The organism is Klebsiella sp. BIGb0149 (assembly GCF_004362605.1).
GTDB lineage: Bacteria > Pseudomonadota > Gammaproteobacteria > Enterobacterales > Enterobacteriaceae > Klebsiella > Klebsiella terrigena.
On sequence record NZ_SNYG01000003.1, the window covers coordinates 590,287 to 608,152 of the forward strand.

Annotated in this window: 15 protein-coding genes; 9 read left to right on the forward strand and 6 right to left on the reverse strand. The window is 54.9% G+C overall.

What is annotated here, in order from left to right; genetic code table 11:
- Positions 1 to 76: 76 nt before the first annotated feature.
- Entirely contained in the window at positions 77 to 670 is a 594-nt protein-coding gene (locus EDF75_RS14610) for a TetR/AcrR family transcriptional regulator (RefSeq protein WP_133599942.1), read from the reverse strand.
- A 141-nt stretch (positions 671 to 811) separates the two neighbouring features.
- Here EDF75_RS14610 and EDF75_RS14615 point away from each other — a divergent pair, with 141 nt between their 5' ends.
- From EDF75_RS14615 to EDF75_RS14625, 3 genes are read left to right on the forward strand one after another with little or no spacing between them, the layout of a single operon-like run.
- Positions 812 to 1,867, forward strand: coding sequence for a sugar phosphate isomerase/epimerase family protein (locus EDF75_RS14615; protein WP_133599943.1), 1,056 nt, complete (start codon positions 812 to 814; stop codon positions 1,865 to 1,867).
- 25 nt (positions 1,868 to 1,892) lie between these two features.
- Positions 1,893 to 2,789, forward strand: coding sequence for an alpha/beta fold hydrolase (locus EDF75_RS14620; protein WP_133599944.1), 897 nt, complete (start codon positions 1,893 to 1,895; stop codon positions 2,787 to 2,789).
- Positions 2,779 to 3,687, forward strand: a complete 909-nt coding sequence (locus EDF75_RS14625; RefSeq protein ID WP_133599945.1) for an alpha/beta hydrolase — start codon at positions 2,779 to 2,781, stop codon at positions 3,685 to 3,687. Before EDF75_RS14620 ends, EDF75_RS14625 begins: the two co-directional genes overlap by 11 nt.
- A gap of 256 nt (positions 3,688 to 3,943) precedes the next feature.
- Here the strand turns inward: EDF75_RS14625 and EDF75_RS14630 are convergent, their stop codons facing one another.
- Together EDF75_RS14630 and EDF75_RS14635 are read right to left on the reverse strand one after the other, a co-directional pair.
- Positions 3,944 to 4,450: a GNAT family N-acetyltransferase gene (locus tag EDF75_RS14630; RefSeq protein ID WP_133599946.1), complete on the reverse strand. Its 507-nt coding sequence runs from the start codon at positions 4,448 to 4,450 to the stop codon at positions 3,944 to 3,946.
- A 149-nt stretch (positions 4,451 to 4,599) separates the two neighbouring features.
- On the reverse strand, positions 4,600 to 5,145 hold the full coding sequence (locus tag EDF75_RS14635; protein WP_133599947.1) for a cysteine hydrolase family protein: 546 nt from the start codon (positions 5,143 to 5,145) through the stop codon (positions 4,600 to 4,602).
- 897 nt (positions 5,146 to 6,042) lie between these two features.
- Here EDF75_RS14635 and EDF75_RS14645 point away from each other — a divergent pair.
- The 6 genes from EDF75_RS14645 to gap all read left to right on the forward strand — a co-directional run bounded on the left by EDF75_RS14645 (position 6,043) and on the right by gap (position 13,848).
- On the forward strand, positions 6,043 to 7,761 hold the full coding sequence (locus tag EDF75_RS14645) for a hypothetical protein (RefSeq protein WP_133599948.1): 1,719 nt from the start codon (positions 6,043 to 6,045) through the stop codon (positions 7,759 to 7,761).
- Positions 7,762 to 7,766: 5 nt separating this feature from the next.
- The gene (locus EDF75_RS27105; protein WP_166646182.1) at positions 7,767 to 7,925 is read left to right on the forward strand and encodes a hypothetical protein; all 159 of its coding nucleotides are present in this window, start codon (positions 7,767 to 7,769) and stop codon (positions 7,923 to 7,925) included.
- Positions 7,926 to 8,013: 88 nt separating this feature from the next.
- Positions 8,014 to 9,894 (forward strand): hypothetical protein, encoded by a 1,881-nt coding sequence (locus EDF75_RS14650; RefSeq protein WP_133599949.1) that lies wholly within the window; start codon positions 8,014 to 8,016, stop codon positions 9,892 to 9,894.
- Between the two features lie 295 nt (positions 9,895 to 10,189).
- Positions 10,190 to 10,762, forward strand: a complete 573-nt coding sequence (locus EDF75_RS14655; RefSeq protein ID WP_133599950.1) for a hypothetical protein — start codon at positions 10,190 to 10,192, stop codon at positions 10,760 to 10,762.
- A 179-nt stretch (positions 10,763 to 10,941) separates the two neighbouring features.
- Complete coding sequence (locus EDF75_RS14660; RefSeq protein WP_133599951.1) at positions 10,942 to 12,513, forward strand: sensor domain-containing diguanylate cyclase; 1,572 nt, start codon at positions 10,942 to 10,944, stop codon at positions 12,511 to 12,513.
- Between the two features lie 336 nt (positions 12,514 to 12,849).
- Complete coding sequence (gene gap / locus EDF75_RS14665) at positions 12,850 to 13,848, forward strand: type I glyceraldehyde-3-phosphate dehydrogenase (protein WP_045855160.1); 999 nt, start codon at positions 12,850 to 12,852, stop codon at positions 13,846 to 13,848.
- Positions 13,849 to 13,899: 51 nt separating this feature from the next.
- Here gap and aldA read toward each other — a convergent pair whose 3' ends face one another.
- From aldA to EDF75_RS14680, 3 genes are all read right to left on the reverse strand, one after another.
- Positions 13,900 to 15,339, reverse strand: a complete 1,440-nt coding sequence (aldA, locus tag EDF75_RS14670; protein ID WP_133599952.1) for an aldehyde dehydrogenase — start codon at positions 15,337 to 15,339, stop codon at positions 13,900 to 13,902.
- A 201-nt stretch (positions 15,340 to 15,540) separates the two neighbouring features.
- The gene (locus EDF75_RS14675) at positions 15,541 to 16,344 is read right to left on the reverse strand and encodes a YdcF family protein (RefSeq protein WP_133599953.1); all 804 of its coding nucleotides are present in this window, start codon (positions 16,342 to 16,344) and stop codon (positions 15,541 to 15,543) included.
- A 77-nt stretch (positions 16,345 to 16,421) separates the two neighbouring features.
- Positions 16,422 to 17,858 (reverse strand): amino acid permease, encoded by a 1,437-nt coding sequence (locus EDF75_RS14680; RefSeq protein ID WP_133599954.1) that lies wholly within the window; start codon positions 17,856 to 17,858, stop codon positions 16,422 to 16,424.
- Between the last annotated feature and the right edge of the window lie 8 nt (positions 17,859 to 17,866).

Below are 17,866 nucleotides of genomic sequence, written 5' to 3' on the forward strand. Positions count from 1 at the left end.
GGTACTTGTCGAGCAGCGGCAGCGTGAGGGAAACGTTGCCGCAGGCTGGCTTCACGTCGTTGCCAGCGAAAATCCATTAATCCGCATGCGGTAGCGCGGTCAGCGCCACGTTAACCGCCGCCAGCAGCCGCGATTGCGCAACGCCATCGCGAGCCTGAACCGACAGGCCGTGCAAAAAGGCGGCGAAATAATCACCCAGGCCTTCAGCGTCGGTCGTGGCTGGCAGCTCGCCGCTCTGCACCGCCTGCCGCAGCCGGTCGATAATCTGCTGCGTGCGCTGAAGACGATGCTGGGCCAGCCAGGTTTTGATGTCGTCATTGTCCGCGCTGACGCTGGCCGCGGAGGCGACCACCATACACCCCTGCGGCAGATCCGGCTGGCAGTACAGATACACGGCATCCATCAGCAGCGTTTCAATTGCCTGGCGCACGCTGTTCCCGGCGGCAAAGGCGCGATCCGCAAATCCCCCTTCGCGATTTTCATAGTCAGCGATCGCTTGCCGAAAAAGCTGTTCTTTTGAACCGAACGCCTTGTAAATACGCGCGGAGGCGATACCCAGTTCGGCCACCAAATCCGACATTGACGTCCCTTCATAGCCCTGTCGCCAGAATAGATTGCGCGCTTTCAAAAGCGCCAGCTCACGATCGAATTCGCGCGGTCTGCCTGCCATTACGTTGCTCCAGTTTGCCCGATATTGAGTGCGACAGGATCGCTTAAATCATTGAGATTACCAACGCATTTATAATTTTCGCTTGCGGTTATCGGTTTTTACTCCTATTGTTTGTCGATTGACAAACAATAGGAGTTTACGATGAGAACCCTCAAAGGTCCAGCCCTGCACCTCGCTCAGTTCAGCGACGAGGTTGCCCCCTTCAACAGCTTGCCTGCGATTGCCCGCTGGGCCGCAGAAACCGGCTTTAAGGCATTGCAGATCCCGGTATGGGATCGGCGCCTCTTCGACGTGGCCACCGCGGCGGAAAGTCAGACCTACTGCGACGATCTTACCGGTATGCTGGCGGAACACGGCCTGGTGGTCAGCGAACTGACCAGCCATATTTTCGGCCAGCTGATGGCGGTACATCCGGCCTACGACAGCTTATGCGACAGTTTTGCGCCGCCCGAAGTGCACGGCAATCAGCAGGCCCGCGGCGAGTGGGCCCGACAACAGCTGCTGATGGCCGTCAAAGCCTCCGCGCGCCTTGGCCTCAGCGAACTGGGTACGTTTTCCGGCTCGCTGGCCTGGCCTTATCTCTTTCCCTTCCCGCAGCGTCCTGCCGGGCTAATCGAAACCGCTTTCGACGAGCTCGCCAGACGCTGGCTGCCGGTGCTCAACGCCTGCGAGGATTCGGGGATTAATCTGTGCTATGAAATCCACCCCAGCGAGGATCTTCATGATGGCGTGACGTTCGAAATGTTCCACCAGCGGGTGGGCGAACATCCCCGCTGTCGGGTGCTTTTTGACCCTAGCCATATGGTGCTACAGCAGCTCAACTACCTGGAGTTTATTGATATTTATAAGGACGTGATCGGGATGTTCCACGTTAAAGACGCCGAGTTTAATCCCACCGGTCGTCAGGGGATCTACGGCGGCTATCAATCATGGATCGATCGCGCGGGCCGCTTCCGCTCCCTGGGTGACGGTCAGGTTGATTTCAAAGCCATTTTCGCAAAGCTTGCGCAATACGATTACGCCGGCTGGGCAACGCTGGAGTGGGAATGCTGCCTGAAGAATCCGCTGGACGGTGCCCGTGAGGGGGCGGAGTTCATCCGCAGCCACATTATTCACATCACCGATAAGGTCTTCGACGACTTCGCCGGCGCGCCGGTAAATCCTCATCAAATCAAAAAATTACTCGGCATTCTCTAGGCCAGAACATTTCAAGGAACCTCTCATGGAACAACAATATGACGAGATCCTCTACGCGGATCTTGAGGCGCAGCACGTCTATCCGAAGGTCAACGGACAGCGCATTCACTGCGTCGTGGCGGGAAAAGGACAGCCGGTACTGCTGATACCCGGCTGGCCCCAGACCTGGTATACCTGGCGCTACGTCCTCCGCGCGCTTGCCGACGCCGGTTTTCAGGCGATCGCGGTTGACCCTCCCGGCATCGGCGATTCCGATAAGCCCCTCGGCGGTTACGACACCGGCAGCGTTGGCGCCGTGCTGCACGCGGTCATGGCGCAGCTGGGGCATCAGCGCTACAGCCTGGTGGGCCACGATATTGGCATGTGGGTTGGCTACGCCATGGCGAGCGATTTTCCGCAGGCGATTGAGCGACTTGTGCTGACTGAGGCGGTGATCCCGGGGCTGGCCCCTGCCCCGTCGATTTTTGTCGCCCCGGAGGAGAATATTTTTCTTTGGCACTTCATGTTCAATCAGCTGGCTGATTTACCGGAAACCCTGACCTACGGCCGTGAATCACAGTATCTCAGCTATATATTCAACCGCTGGTCTCATCGCCGCGATCGGGTAGCCGCGGAGGTTTATATCGCCGCTTATTCTGCGCCAGGCGGGCTGCGCGCGGGCTTCGATTACTATCGAGCGATCCCGGAGACCATTCGGCAGAACCAGCGCCGGGCGAAAACGGCCTTAACGATGCCGGTGCTGACGGTGGGAGCTGAATATGCAACGGGTGATGCGCCGCTGACGACCCTACGCGGAAATGCCCAGGACCTGCGCGGCGAGACGGTGGCCGACTGCGGCCATTTTATTACCGAAGAGCGTCATGAGGCGTTTATCGCGCTGATCGTCCCCTTTCTGTCAGAGGAAACTCACTATGCCGCTTGATCCGCATATTGCCGACTTTCTCGCCGCGTCGTCGCAAGCGGGCGCCCCGCCGCCCGCCACGCTGGCCGAGATGCGCGCGGCCACGGAAGCCGGCTTGCTCCAGCTCCAGGGGGAGATGGAAACCAGCGATGGCTACAAAGACTATGTCGCTACCGCTGATGATGGTCACGGTATTGTCCTTCGCGTTTATACGCCAGCCGGCTTAAACGCAGAAACCGCGCGGCCGGCGATGCTGTTTGCTCACGGCGGCGGCTGGTGTCTGGGATCGCTGGCGCTGTACGATCGGCCCTGTCAGGCGCTGGCCAATGCTACCGGACGGGTAATCGTGTCCGTGGATTACCGGCTGGCGCCAGAGCATCCGTTTCCACGACCGTTAGAGGATGTTTACCAGGCGCTATGCTGGGTCTACGAACGGGCGCAGCGTTTAGGCATCGACAGCCGCCGCCTGGCGGTGGGCGGCGATAGCGCCGGCGGAAACCTTGCAGCGGCGACCGCGCTGCTGGCGCGGGATCGCGGCGGCCCTCGCATCGAACATCAGCTGCTGCTGTATCCGGCGTTAAGTCGCGATATGGCAACCGGGAGCTATCGCGCATTCGCTGAGGGCTACTATTTAACGCGCGATGCGATGGCGTTTTGCTGGCAAAGCTATCTGGGAGAACGTCGTCATCCTTACGCCGAACCGCTGCACGCGGCTTCACTGCGCGATTTGCCGCCGGCAACCATCCTGAGCTGCGAATACGATCCGCTGCGCGATGAGGCCGAACGATATGCGCTTCGGCTTGAGGAGGCCGGGGTGGCGGTACGCTGCGAACGACTGCCGGGCATGGTGCACGCCTGTATCCATATGTCAGGGTTGACCCCGGCGGCGCGTCGGCTGTTTGAACTGGCACGCAGCTAAGCAAGCCTGGCGGCACGTCCCCGACGCCAGTTATCAACGATGGTCCGGTTCAGCCAGGCTGCTATTGGTGATAAAAATCAGGGACGTGCCGCCTGCCCGCCGCAGCGGCCCGAAGAAGGTTCTCAGATTGAGCCTGTCGCCGCTGCGCGCGGCGTATCGTCAGCACTGCACGATAACTCTCGGTCAAAATAGCGGATCGCGGAGGATCCTTGCGAAACGATTGCCGGCTACGCATTACGGATGAGGATCGTCATCTCTACCGGTTGTTATCGATCGCCCCGCGTGCCTGTGCCTCAGCCTGCGCTCTACTCGTGACCAATACTTTCGAGAAACAGACCGCCTCTTCTCGCCCGATATAGGGGCCGTAGTTCTCAATACGCGCGTAACCATTTTTCTCATAAAAACGTACCGCCTGATGGTTAACTCGCCGGGTCTCAAGCCAAAGCTCACGGTATCCCATACTCTTTGCCGATGTCTCCAGCAAAGCAAGTAAGGCGTGGCCAATACCATGAGCGCTGCGGTCGGAATACATCCTTTTAAGCTCGGCAATATCCTGCGTTAAGGGCCGGATGGCGCCACATCCTACGGCATCACCGCGCGTATTTCTTGCCAGAACCCAGAGCGTTCTCTCCCCGGCCATTGCATCAACGGTGAAATGGCTCTTGCCGCTGTCGCCGGTAATCGCGGCAAGCTCAGCGGACAAAGATTCGATTAAACCATACGATTCGGGGGAAAATGGATCCGCTTTCTCTACTGTTATCATGGGAACAGGTCCTTTATCAAAGCGTTGGTCAGCATAGAGGATGCTGGCGGAAAAGGCATCATCCCGGAGTCGATAATAATAAATCCCATAGGCAGCCTTACCGGATGCCTCGATGGATGGCGTTCGCGATGCCCTGACGCATACGGCACTCACTTGTCAGAATCAAAGTTCCAGCTAGCAGCAGTCGAAAGCGTTACAAACGGGCCCGCCAGCGTTCTGTTATGGTGGCCAATAATTTCGTTTGCCGATAAATGCGGGTTATCCATTGTGGTATGCGCATCTGAAATCAGCACGGCGCTGAAGCCCAGCTCCGGCGCTGCCCGGCAGGTGGTGTCGACGCAAAACTCTGTTTTCATCCCGGCGATAATCAGCTGCTTGACGCCTCTGTGGCTGAGCTGAAGCTGCAGTTCGGTATCGCGAAAACAGCTGGGATGCTTTTTAGTCAAAACGCTATCCCGCTCGGCGTCCACGTCGAGTTCGGGTATCAGCTTTGTTAGCAGGCCGTGCTCTGAGAAGGGGGAATCGTCAGGCCCAATGTGGCGAACAAAAAAGACCGGCACCTGAGAGCGCCTCGCTTTGGCGATGAGCAGACAGATATTTGACAGAACCGCGTCTGCACAATGCGGAGCAGCCGGGCCCCGGAAAAGCCCCTCCTGCATATCGATAATGATTAGCGCTTGTTCAGATGAAATCATGATGTGTCTCCATTCAAAATGTGATGAACGGAGAGCCGTGTCTCCCCGTCCGGACCGGCGGGGAGTGGGTATCTGTTTTGTCAGGAGCCAGCCACAGATACGCCCACGCCGCCGCAGGTTGCGGTGGTGGTGGTAGGCGTCGTTGCTGGCTGAACTGACTGAATCATTTTCCGACCTTTACTTATTCATTGAGCGGTAGTAACCAGAAATAGCAGGCATCACTCAAAAGCACTCTCATCTTATAGCACCGCTTAAATACCAAATTCAAGAGAGGGGTACGGCCCTACCTGCCCTCTTTTTTTCGCACCGGGCTGGCATGCCGGCCACGATTTTTGGCTCTCTGCCCGACCTGCGCCTGACCTGGACTCCAGGCGGATGCTATTCCTTGCTTCGCCTCATGATAGCTGCCGCGATCCGCCCCGTCGACGATGCCGCCGATAGAGGAACAGTTTACGATGATGCCGCTTCCCTGCTTACGCATCTGCTACAGTTCATACTTCATACATCCCCACACGTAACGAGGTTCCCTCCTCCAGGCCAGGACGGGCCTAGCCACGCACCTTATGAACGGTTCACTCCTACAAGGCATTGAAATGCCTTCGCATTACATGGATAGCCGTATAGGTCAGCCGCAGTGAGGTTTTGATCTCCATAGCCTTCCGTTTTTCTCATATGCCACAGGGAGCCCAGATTTTGTCTACTGACAAGCAGGCCACTGGAGCCTTCTCCAGATTAGATAAATCAGTAATACCCCCGTATACCGCTGCCATCTGCGCTGGCGCCTGCTCACATCATCATTCTCATCGCCGAAGAAGCGCAATGGAGAGCAAAAAATAGCCTTGACACTGTATAAATATACAGTATAAATAAAGTGAACAACAACAGCGGAGAATATGAATGGAAATTTCAACAAATGATGATGACCTTCGTGCAGATTTAGCTTCAACAGCGATTGATAAAGGAGCTTCGTTAGTTGCTCTCGAACAAGGGGGTACAGTTCAACAAGCAATAAATTTTGTCATGCCAGAGTGGTTTGGTGCAAAAGGAAATGGCATTGATGATGATTCAATTGCATTTACGCTCGCGGCTAAAACGGGGAAAAACATCTCTCTAAGATCCGATGCAAGGTATTTAATTTCCTCACCTGCGGTATTGGCTTTCGTGCCAGGATTTATTGATGGTTCACGACGAGACATACTTGGTAACGGTGCGACGATTATCACCACCGGCCCCTATGAGCCGTTTCATCAATATTCAGACGAAACCAATACGGCCACTAAGGTCATCAAGTATGGCTGGAATTATTATTCTTTAAACTTTGAAGGTTATACTGATAAAGACGGAGTATGGTCCATTGTTAACAAGTCTATTGGCTTATCCTTTGGATTTGGTCGCGCAGAGAAAATAGCTGGAAAAGGTTTATGCAACGTAATACGGGCGTATGGTAAAACGCTAACACGAGATCTTTACGGGGACAACCTTAGAAATGCCCTCTATAGTTGCTATACCTATCCTGATGATAATGTCACTGGAGAAAATCAACTATTTAATGCTCGCGTTGGATGGTGCTCTGGGGATGGGCTGGTATTAAAAGGACGCAATGTTCAGGTTGATAATTTTTCTTATGAGTATGCAGGTTGCATCACGCCACAGAATGCCGATGAGATATCCAGAAAGGCCGCAGGTAAGGCTGGAGAGCCTCGCGGCGTAGCAATCTCAATTGGAGCTGATGAGATCCAGGGGGGAGATATAGTCATAACTAACGTCACCGGTAAGTACTACGGTGCCGGAGCATTCAGCTTTAATGGTGACAACATCACCTTAGGCGGAGTATTGAATGTTGGCAGCCATTATAAAGAAAACTTTATCGCAAGCTTAAGCGGTGGTGTAGCCTGGTTTAATATTCAGAACTCCTACATTGGTTTTATTCATGCGAAGGATGTTTACTCGGGTTTCGGTATAAATTCCGGAAGCGAAAACTTTCGCTTTGAGGGCATCTCGATAAGAAGCAAGATGGCTATAAATGGTGCTGTATTGTGTTCTGCCACGGATTCCAGCACATCTTCCATCACGCGCGGTTCCGTTGGTCCAGTTTACCTCCATGGTGAAAGCACAGTTAATAATGATATTTATTTAAACACCGCCGGCATTGTTTTTGACGGTTTCTACATTGCGCAAATGAACAACCAGCAGGGCGGAGTTTCAGTAGAATTCGCAAAAGCCTGCCGGGTACATAAACTTGATTTAATCGCTACAACATCAGCCGCCACTAATACATGGGTACGTTTTTCAGCTAACGCGCGGGTCGACCAATACAACTCTGAGCGGGCATTCGGTACGGCTTTATTGGTGCGTGATGGTGCCGTGCCGTCTATTGGTAGCATAAACCTGAGGAATAAATTTGGAAATAGCGCCCCTATAATTATCCAGGGGAATGGTACAGCCATTCATAATTGGTCAACCTGTATCATTACTGGCTCAACAACCGGCCAGCCTGTTATTTCAGGGAACCTGATTATGGAAGGTTATAGCGGGCCAGCCTGGAAATTAGCCGCTTCAGGAATAAATGGCAGCGTATCCTATCCAGATAAAACAACCAAAGTTCTGACGGAGTAATACTGATGACTATCACAGAGAAAGTAGTTAGGCTTTATCTGAAAGGCGTAAGCGTTAATGAAAATGGTACAGAAGCTGAGCACATTGATGTTTTCGAATCACAGCAATATACCCTGTATGCCATGGGATGGCGATTGTTAAATGAAGAAGAGACGCCAACCTAAATAACGCTCCCCTGTCAAATACCAACCAGCGCTGTATTTACACGGTTATAACATTCTATTTGCCAACAATAAATAATGGAGGTTTAATTTGAACACTTGTTCTGATATTACAACACTTCGAGCAACCATACCAGGTTCCAATGATGATGTGATCTATCTTAAATCTTATTATTTAGATCAATTCCCCGCTCAGGGTGGAGGTTTATTTATTGCCAGACAGGATAGCACAAGAGCAGATGATGGCGGCATCGTTATTCGTCCAGCAGCAAGTTGGATATGGATACGTTCTTTAGAAAAATCAGGTACTGTTTCACCATATATGTTTGGGGCCAAAGGGGACGGTATAAACGATGATAGTTTATCCATCCAAAAAGCTCATAACTATGCAAGATCTCAATCAACGCTGAATGGTAATAGATTAATTAAAAACGGAATGCTCTCATTTGGCACTGGCCACTTCAAATGCAACTCATCTTTAAAACTCGATCTTAAAACCATCGATTATGATTTTTCAGGGGCTTTATTGGATTTTACGGAGATTCCAGCTGGAGTCAGTGAAGCAGAAAGAAATGTTGCAATTCAATGGCAAAATGATAGTGGATATACTCAAGGTAATTTAAGCGTTAACAATTTAAGGATGATTGGTCCGGGCATAGATTCCTATGTTGATGGCATGACCTTTTCAACATCATTGTCCGGTATTTACCCACGAAACTCGTTAACATTCTTTGGTGGGGGGATGGACAATTTCGCATATGGCTTAACCGGGACGAAAAACTTTTACTTTCTGCGGATGTATGGGTTTACCTTCAATCATTGTGATGTCTGTTATTACTTCCCTGATGGCACTCAAGATTCAGGCGAGGAGATGAATTTTCATAGTTGTGTTTTCACGCAAAGCAACTGCGCCGTAAAACTACATTCAGGTTTCAGCTATTTCTTCAATTGCTCTTTTGATTATATTTATGGCAACAAGGGGCAGCAAAACCCCACAGGGCACGAAGGGAAGTATATTCATATTGAAGGCGGGCAACACATTTTCCGGGATTGTCACGTTGAAGGATATGGTCCTCAAAACTATATTATCAACATTCCTGATGATAAAATATGCAAAGTGAATTTTTCCGGTGGATTATTTTCGTTTAGGGCTGGCGCAGACCAGGTTAAATATCCTACGACATCCAATCCATTCTACTGTGGAAATAAATCTCGGGTGGTTTTTGAGAAAGTTAATCTTGGAGAAATGCAAGCCTTAGGAGATGCTAATGTTACGGGATGGTTTGATGGGAGCGGTTATGTTTCGTTACGTGATACCCAACTATCTCCCTTTTGGCCAAATTTACTGACGCAAGTTAGAACAGCGCCTACAGTTCAAGACAACTGGCTTGATAGTTCTTGCTACAACGGTGGGCCAGAGAATGTTAAGTGGACAGAGGAAGTTTGGGTTTTACCACCAGGCGGCACTAATAATGTCAGAAAATCCAGATATGGTTGGGGGACAGATGTCAGCACGAATTTTAGTATAAACAGGAGTAACGGCTATATCTCTTTGGGGCGCAATAGCGCCGCAGGTGAAGGGACATTTCAGGCAATTCTTGGCACTATAAAACTTAAAGGTTATGGAAGTGTAATCCATCATATTAAGGCCAGCACCTATGCTGGCACGGGTCAGTCTTGTCAAATAAAAATTATTTGGGCGAAATTAATCGAACACGGACCAAACCAGGATAGAGAGCCTGAAATAACGCTTCAGCAGAACGGTCATGTTTATGAATATAAATTCAGTGGTACTAATTCGACTCTAAAAAAAGTCGTTATGCCCGGCCAAATGCAAGGGGAAATTAACCAACCTCCGAGTATTGACAGAGCACCGGACTGGGCCACTCATGCGTTTATTCTGATAGATACTTCAAAAATTGCATATGAGTTTGATTTACGTATTACTGATGTTTACATGCGGCAAGTTTAAGTCATCAATCAAAATAGCGGCTATTATCATCGATGGCCGCTTTCAATCAATGAAAGTTTCGATGGCTGCAGAGACGAACTCAGTTTAGGGAGTAAGGGGAAAAACAGGCATCAGCTAGCCTACGTTTTATCGAGTTTTTCCTCAAGCGCCCCCACGGCAGGGAGATATACGGATCGCAGCAAACGGCACTCACCGCTTTACGATAGCCCCCTTCGCCCCTGTTCATGCCGCCGATAGCGCGTAATTAGCGGTATTTATATTGCCTCTACTTATTTCATTACCAGACTGTACCAATATGGACATTACCTTAATGCGGCACGGGAAGCCTGAAATCGCAGCCCGCCGCGGCGTGCGCTGGCTTAAAGCTCGCGAAATGCATGCCTGGATAGCGGATTACAATGCGGCCACGGTAGCTGAAATGCCCTGCCCGAGGACAAAATCCGCCTGCGAGGCCGCCGACTATATCGTGTCCAGCCCCCTGCCGCGCGCGCTTACGTCTCTATCTACGCTGGGTGCAAACCCGAACGCTATCCTCCACGAACTCAGCGAAGCGCCGCTGCCGGTTATCCAGGTTCCGCTGATAAAATTCCCCTCCGGCATCTGGCTGATACTGTTTCGCCTGCTCTGGCTTGCCGATCTTGCGCGCGGTTCTGAAGCAAAAGCTGAAGTCCGAATGAGAGCCGCCAGGGTGGTGCGGAAGCTGATCGACGCGGCGGAGCGATACGGACACGTAGTCAGCATGGGTCACGGCATTTTAAACAAATTTATTTCGCTGGAATTAACGCGACTGGGCTGGATAAAAATTGAGAGTACCGGTTCAGGCTACGCAAGCTATGTCACCTGGCGTTCTCCGAATGGGACGCTCTGACCGCCCCTGATATCATACAAGCAGCAGCGATTAACGCCCCGCATAACGATGCATCATAATAGCGGGCGGTCGCCCGATTGTCAGAACCTGCTATTAGCCGACGGAGCGGCAGAAGCGGCTTATGTTCTGCGCTAAAAAACTGATAAAATGCGCAAAATTTTTGAGATACGTGAAAACTTATGCCAGGAAAAAAACTGCATCTGCGCACTCTCATGCTGATGTTGTCCGTCGGAGGGATCCTGCTGACATCAATGCTGCTGCTCAGCGCCCTGACGCTTTTCCAGAAGGGCAATATTGAGAACCGGCTGCTTGAGAACAACCTCGCTTACGCCCGTAAGCTGGCGGATACCACCGACCGCTACCTGGTGACGGCGCAGCGGGAGCTGGCCTACAGCGCCGGGCAGATAAAAGCCCTTAACGATCCCCAGCAGCTGAAGAGCGAAGCGGAAAGGCTGCGCCTGCAGTCCGGTTTTTTCAACTCGGTGGTTATCGTTAATTCCAACGCCGTTATTGCCGCCGCCTCCCCGGAGAGCCTCAAGCTGGTGGGGATAAAGCTGCACTCGAGCGCCAGCCAACAGGCCATTGCCGCTAAAAAGCTCTTTATCTCTGAACCCTTCATCTCGGCGGCGGGTAATTACGTGGTGTTTGTCTCTCAGCCACTATTTAGCCCCGGCGGCGACTATATCGGCTATATCGGCGGCAGCATCTACCTGCAAAAAGAGAGCATGCTCAGCGATATTCTCAGCATGCATTTCTATGAAAATACGACGGACGTCAGCGTTATCGATAATGACGGAAAAATCATCTTTAATCGCAATCCGGCGCGCGTTGGGGGCGAGTTTAACTCCGCACCCGGCCTGCAGGAGCAGATTATTAACGCGCAGAACGGCCACTTTTTTGGCGATGACAAAAGCGCAGACAGCCTGGTGGGCTACGCCAGCCTGAAGCAGGCCGACTGGAAGATTATCATCTCGGGGGCGTCGGAAAGCGTATCGCGTATATTAATGCAGACGGTGGTAAACGCCTTCTGGTTCACGCTCGCGATCATCTTCCTGACGGTGACAACCGTGACGTTTTTTGCCGCCATCATTTCGGCACCGCTAGAAAAGCTCGCCGAATTCACCCGCGCAGAAAACAACGAGTCCACGCGCAAAAAGCTGGCCAACATTAACGTCTGGTACAAGGAAGCCGAGCGCCTTAAAGAGGCGTTCAGCCTGCATCTGCAAATAATGGCCCGGCGGGTCAACGCCCTCAGCGATGAAGCGATGACGGACCCGCTTACCGGACTCTATAACCGCAAAGGGTTTAGCACCCTGCTGCAACAGTCCCCCCATTGCGCCGGGCGCTGCGTCATTGCGATTGATATCGACCATTTCAAAAAGATTAACGATCTGCACGGCCATGACGGCGGGGATGCGGTGCTGGTCACGTTCAGCGATAAGCTGCGCAACCTCTGCGCCGACGGGCAGGTTGCCTGCCGGTTTGGCGGCGAGGAGTTTGTTGTATTCCTCCCGGATACCGGCCTGACCGCGGCGGCAGAAGTCGCGGAACGCATCCGGATGGAGATCGAGAATGCCGATTTCCCCCACGCCGAAAGGGTGACCATCTCCCTCGGCGTTGCCGGGTTCAGCGATAGCGTAAACGACGTTTACGGCGTTCTGCGCAAAGCGGATTTGGCGCTCTATGAAGCCAAACGCTCCGGCCGCAACGCCGTGGTTATCGCCGACGCCGAAGGCTTTTCCCGCATCTGAACGGCCGCGAATTACTGCGCCACGCTGGTGCCATAATGCTGAGAGGCAAAAATGCCTCCCGGCGTCACCCTATCCCGGCGCGCTGCTCTTTGAGATGGCCGCCGCGGTGACGCAGCCTGCTTCGGTTATTTTCCGCGACAGCAGGCTCGTACCGTACCAATCAGCCCCGCCGGGCAGTGTTTCCCAGCCCCACTTCATCGCCGAAAGCATTAATGTTTCTGTCGCGTTTTTTCAAAAGCTTAGCCGCCCGGTCGATTTTGCGGGTTGCCCAAATCGGCCGACTGGAGTATGCCTGTATGAGTTTTACCCTCTAACCGACTCACCAGGAGATTGTCCATGAGCAAGCTTGGAATTAATGGATTTGGTCGTATCGGACGTCTGGTATTACGCCGTTTATTGGAAGTTAACAGCCCGCTGGAGGTGGTGGCCATTAACGACCTCACCTCGCCAAAAGTGCTGGCCTATCTGCTAAAACATGACTCTAACTACGGTCCCTTCCCGTGGAGCGTGGACTTCACCGACGACGCCCTGATCGTTAACGGTAAGAGCATCACCGTCTACGCGGAGAAAGAGGCCCGGAACATTCCGTGGGAAAGCGCGGGCGCGGAGCTTATCGTTGAGTGCACCGGCTTCTATACCTCGACGGAAAAAGCCCAGGCCCACCTCAGCGCCGGGGCGAAAAAGGTCCTCATCTCCGCCCCCGCCGGGGAGATGAAAACCATCGTTTACAACGTCAATGACGACACCCTCACCGCGGACGACACCATTATCTCCGTCGCCTCCTGCACCACCAACTGCCTGGCGCCGATGGCGAAAGTGCTCCACGATGCGTTCGGCATCAGGCTCGGCACGATGACCACCATTCACGCCTACACCGGCACCCAGTCGCTGGTGGACGGCCCGCGCGGCAAGGATTTACGCGCCTCGCGCGCGGCGGCGGAAAATATCATCCCGCACACCACCGGGGCGGCGAAGGCGATTGGTCTGGTCATTCCCGAACTCAGCGGCAGGCTGAAAGGCCATGCCCAGCGCGTGCCGACCAAAACCGGGTCGGTCACCGAACTGGTGTCGATTCTGGAGAAAAAGGTGACCGCCGAAGAGGTCAATCAGGCGATGAAGAACGCGGCGGCGAATAATGAATCCTTCGGCTATACCGAGGAGGAGATCGTTTCATCCGACGTGATTGGCAGCCATTTTGGCTCGATTTACGACGCCACCCAGCTTGAAATCGCCGAGGCCGGCGACGTTCAGCTGGTCAAAACCGTGGCGTGGTACGACAACGAATACGGCTTCGTCACCCAGCTCATCCGCGTGCTGGATAAGTTTGCTAAATAGGTTGTAACCGCAGCGGATAGCCCTCGGCTATCCGCCTTTTCACCCCGCGACTCAGGCCTGCAGATAGACCACCTGGGTCTGCAGGTACTCGTTCAGACCGTGGCGGCCGTCGGCGCCGCCGATGCCCGATTTGCGCCAGCCCGCGTGAAAGCCCTGCATGGCCTCAAAGTTTTCGCGGTTGATGTAGGTTTCGCCAAACTTCAGCCCCTTAATCGCCTTCATCGCCACGTTCAGGTCGCGCGTATAAATGGACGAGGTCAGCCCGTAGTCGCTGTCGTTGGCCATCGCCAGCGCCTCCTCAAGCGTGTCAAATGCCACCACCGGCAGCACCGGGCCAAAGGTTTCTTCGTGGACGATATCCATCTCCTGGCGCACGTCCAGCAGCAGCGTCGGCGGATAAAAATAGCCGCGACCGCCGGTTGCTTTGCCGCCAAGCGCCAGCCGCGCGCCCTGGGCCAGCGCTTTGGCCACCTTCTCCTCGACCCGCTCCAGGGCGGCGGCGTTGATCAGCGGCCCCATGGCAATATCATCCCGCTGCGCCGGGTCGCCGAACTGCACCGCTTTCAGCGCTTCGCCGAGGCGGTTAACGAAGCGATCGTAGATCCCCTTCTGGACGTAAACGCGCTCGACGCAGTTGCATACCTGCCCGCTGTTGATCACCCGCGAATCGACCACCGCCTTGACCGCCAGCTCGAGGTCGGCGTCATCCATCACAATCGCCGGCGCCTTGCCGCCCAGCTCGAGGCACACTTTGGTGATATTTTTCGCCGCGGCGGCCATGATTTTTTCCCCCGCGCCCACGCTGCCGGTCATGCTCACCATCGCCACTTTCGGGTTCGCCGCCAGCTCCTGGCCGACGGTCTCCCCGCGGCCCAGCACGAGGTTAAATACCCCCTTCGGCAGGCCGATATCGTCGACAATCTGCGCGAAGGCGACGGCGTTATTAGGGGTGAACTCGCTCGGTTTGATCACAATCGTGTTGCCGGTCAGCAGCGCCGGGGCGAGCTTGCGGGCAATCAGGAAGAACGGGAAGTTCCACGGCAGAATGCCGGTGGTCACGCCGAGGGCGCGTTTGAACACGAGGATGTTTTCACCGGGACGGTCGCTTTGCACGATTTCACCTTCGTAGCGCCGCGCCCACTCGGCCATATAGTCGAGATAATCGGCGGTAAAAGAGACCTCCACCGCCGCCAGCTGCTGGGTCTTCCCGCCTTCGGCAACGATAAGCGCCGCAATCTCCCCCGCGCGTTCGCGGATCCCAGCGGCGATTTTACGCAGCCAGCCGGCGCGCTCGATGGCCGGCAGCGCCTCCCAGCCCGGCTGCGCGCGTTCGGCGGCATCAATAGCCCGCCGCGCGTCTTCGGCGCTGCCGTCGGGAATGCGGGAAAGCAGCGCTTCGGTGGCAGGATTAAGCACGTCAATCCAGGCGTCGCCGCGCCCGGCAACAAACTGACCATCAATATACATCGGGTGCTGAACGGGTGCTGTCATAGCCTACTCCTGTGGATTTATTGTTTTTAACAAGTGATTTATTTGTTAAAAATCTATCCATAAGAGACGACCGGAGCGGTTCGCAGGCGTGATTATGTGAATTACTTCATAGAATCGGGCCCAAAGCCCGGAGAAAACGTTACATTCAGGCAACACAATCTGCCCGTTTGCGACAAATCCGTCACAAACGGGCAAAACCCATCAGCCTAAGGTGCGATCCCCGAGGGCGTGGGTCAGGAGGCTATCTTCACGCAGCTGGCGCCACGCGCTGACAATCCGGGGAGGCGTATCAACGTGGGCAATAAAATCTTTGCCCAGCGGGCCGTATCCCTGGGGGCTGTCCTGCAGGCGCGGCAGCTCGCCAAGGAGTAGCGCCAGATAGCGCCCCACCGGCCACAGTCCCTGCGCAGTGCCGCTGAACGCGAGGCCCTGCTCCGGCGTGTTGCGCAGCTGCGGCGCGCAGCCCGGATAGCTGTACCAGCGCGGGAGCGGATCTTCTCCCTGCCAGACCCGGGCGAAGGTCGCCATCGTGCGCCGCTGCATGGTCGGGTCCTGGATAACCACCCCAACGCGGTGCGCCAGCCCCTCGGCCTCGAGCACCTCGCGGGTAAAGCGCGCGTTCTCGCCGCAGTTGGTGGAGCGCGCTTCCGCCACGATCCGCTCGCGCGGTATGTGCCAGTGCTGATGGGCGATATCGGCAAGGATATGCGCTTCGGCGCGCCCCTCAACCGGCAGCGAGCCATAGCGCGGGTCGTTGCGTACCGCCTCATAGAGGAACGACGTTGAATGGCCGATCCCGCCGCTTATCAGCAGCGGAACCTCAGCCTCGGCCGCCAGCCGACAGGCGGCATCAATGGTTGGGATCACCGCGTTGCCCGCCAGCACCACCACCTCAAACGGCGGCTTCTGCGCCAGCGTTGTAAAATCGTCCTGCGCCAGCCATGCGCCGACGAGGTTCGCTGCCGCCAGCGTATCGGCGGACAGCGCCGGGAAATTATCTGACATACCCTCTCCTTTTCAATTTGCGCGGCGACAAAGTCGCTCTTTATCGCCGCGCAGCCGATTAGGCCGATTGTATCCCGTCAGGCGTTAAGTTTCTCCAGCCGCGTTTGCCCTTCTCGCTTCTGCTTCATCTTCCAGCACAGCCACAGGGCGATAAACCACAGCGGCGTGGCGATCAGCGCCTTCAGGGTATCGGGGTCGAAGATCATGATAAAAATAGCGAAGGCAAAAAACAGCAGGCTTAGCCAGCTCATCGCCACGCCCGCCGGCATCTTAAAGGTCGAGCTTTCATGCAGGTCCGGGCGCTTTTGCCGATACACCAGGTAGGCCACGAGGATCATTCCCCAGCTGAAGACCACCATAATGGCCGCCAGCGTCGAGACGATGGTGAACAGAGTCATCACGTTCGGCACGAGGAACAGCAGCAGCGTGCCGCTGAGCATGCAGAAGCAGGAGAACAGCAGGCTGCGCACCGGAATGCGGGTATGGCGCGACAGGATGCGAAACTGCCCGTGGGCGTGTTTCTCAACCGACAGGCCGTATAGCATGCGGGTGCTGGAGTAGACCCCGCTGTTGGCCGACGACATCGCCGAGGTCAGGGCCACGAAGTTAATCACCGCCGCGGCGGCGGGCAGGCCGGCTTTGGCGAACAGGGTCACGAACGGGCTGGCGTCGGGCGAGACGCCCGGCCACGAGGCCACGGCAATAATCACCACCATCGACAGCAGATAAAAAATGATGATCCGCAGCGGCAGCGCGTTGATTGCCTTGGGTAAGATCTTCTGAGGATCGCGGGTCTCGGCGGTCATCGTCCCGAGCAGCTCAATCCCGGTAAAGGAGAAAATCGCTATCTGGAAGCCGGCGAGGAAGCCGGTGACGCCGTGGGGCATAAAGACCGCCGGGTCGGTGATATGGTGCAGCGAAGCCTTCACGCCGTCCGGCGAGGTCCAGCCGATGGCGATCATCCACGCGCCGGTCACAATCAGCGCGATAATCGTAATCACCTTGATCAGCGCAAACCAGAACTCAGCTTCGCCAAACATCTTCACCGACAGCAAATTGAACAGGAACAGGATGCCGAGGGTGCTCAGGGCCGGCATCCACGCCGACATCTCGGGAAACCAGTACTGCATATAGCTGCCGCACACCACCACGTCGGCGATACAGGTCACCACCCAGCTCAGCCAGTAGGTCCAGCCGAGGTAAAAGCTCGCCTGCGGCCCCAGATAATCGCCGACGAAATCGGCGAAAGAGCGGTAATCAAGGCGGGTGAGCAGCACTTCGCCCATCGCCCGCATCACCATATAGGTAAAAAAGCCCACCAGCAGGTAGATCAGCAGGATCGAGGTCCCCGCCACCGCAATATTTCGTCCCGCCCCCATAAACAGGCCGGTACCGATAGCGCCGCCCAGCGCAATCATCTGAATGTGCCGGGCGCCAAGGCCGCGTTTGAGCTGCGACGGGCACTCCCCGTCGATGGCAGGCTGCTCCTGCCCCTCACGTTGATGTTGAGTCATGTCGATTC